Annotated in this window: 3 protein-coding genes; 1 reads left to right on the top strand and 2 read right to left on the bottom strand. The window is 74.2% G+C overall.

The window, feature by feature from the left end:
• Nucleotides 1–188 (bottom strand): hypothetical protein (locus AB0C29_RS49965; RefSeq protein WP_360835628.1); only part of this gene is annotated, 188 nt, incomplete at its 3' end.
• Between the two features lie 54 nt (nucleotides 189–242).
• Between AB0C29_RS49965 and AB0C29_RS49960 the strand changes: the two genes are divergently transcribed.
• Nucleotides 243–779 carry a PadR family transcriptional regulator gene (locus AB0C29_RS49960; protein ID WP_360835626.1) on the top strand — a complete coding sequence of 179 codons (537 nt, stop codon included), beginning with the start codon at nucleotides 243–245 and terminating at the stop codon, nucleotides 777–779.
• Between the two features lie 6 nt (nucleotides 780–785).
• On the opposite strand, the gene AB0C29_RS49955 is transcribed toward AB0C29_RS49960, so the two are convergent.
• Nucleotides 786–1,082, bottom strand: a 297-nt coding sequence (locus tag AB0C29_RS49955; protein WP_360835624.1) for a prolyl oligopeptidase family serine peptidase, incomplete at its 5' end; no start/stop codon positions are given.

Genomic DNA, 1,082 nt, shown 5'->3' with positions numbered 1-1,082 from the left:
GCCAGCCAGACCCCGCCGCCCACCCACAGCGCAGTCAGCGTGCCCAGGACGGCCAGCCCAACCAGCCGCCCGGGGTCGTACGCGACCAGGCCGAACGCGGTCAGGCACAACACCGCGGCACTGACCGCGTAGGCCCGGCCGAGCATCGGGTGCCGGCCCCGCCGCTTGGGCGCCAGGATCACCGGCACGGCGAGCAGCAGACCGAGGCCTCCCGCCGTGGCGTGGACCGCTATGAGCGCCGGATGCCATCCCGTCCGCTCAACGCCACCGCCGCCTCGCTGCTCGGCTTCCTGCACGAGGGACCGATGTCCGGCTGGGACCTGGTCGCCACAGCCCAGTCCCGCATCGGTGACTTCTGGTCGCTCACCCAGAGCCAGGTGTACCGGGAGCTGGCCGCCATGGCCGCCGACGGGCTGGTCGAGGCGCAGGAACGCGGCCGGCGGGACCGGCGCCCGTACGCGATCACGGACGCCGGCCGGGCAGCGTTCACGGCCTGGGTCTCCCGGGAGCCCGAGCCGGAGACGATCCGCTTCCCGCTGCTGCTGACGATCATGTTCGGCCGGCACGTCCCGGCGGACCAGCTGGCCACCGTCGTCGCCCGGCACCGGGAGGCGCACGCCGCCCGGCTGGCCGCGTACGAGCAGATCGACGCGGAGCTGCCGCCCGGCGCGGCCGAGGCCGAACCGTACGCGGTGGCCACGCTGGCGTTCGGGCTCGCGTACGAGCGGGCCATGCTGGCCTGGTTCGACGATCTGCCGCCGGCGATCGCCGGCGGCTGAGCAGCGTCAGGAGGCGATACCTAGGGACTCCCGCAGGAAGGCCAGCTCGTACTCCCAGAGGCCCGGCACCGACGCGCCCATGTGGGTCACGCCCGGCAGCGGCAGCACGGTGTGCGGACGGCCCGCCGCCATCAGCGCCGCGGACAGCTTCATCGTGTGCACCGGCAGCACGTTGTCGTCGATCATGCCGTGCACCAGCAGCAACGGCCGGCGCAGCTGCGGGGCGTCGGCGATCAGGGAGCCGTGCGCGTACCCGTCGGGGTTCTCGGCCGGCAGGCCCAGCGTGCGCTCCTGCCAGTGGGA

Origin of the sequence: Actinoplanes sp. NPDC048791 (assembly GCF_040650095.1) — a bacterium.
Classification (GTDB): domain Bacteria; phylum Actinomycetota; class Actinomycetes; order Mycobacteriales; family Micromonosporaceae; genus Actinoplanes.
Note: the sequence above shows the minus strand (reverse complement) of the source record. Positions and strands in the feature narration are given on the sequence as shown.

Coding starts and splice junctions, on each gene's coding strand:
- AB0C29_RS49960 (WP_360835626.1), top strand. CDS start 243: ATGCCATCCCGTCCGCTCAACGCCACCGCCGCCTCGCTGCTCGGCTTC.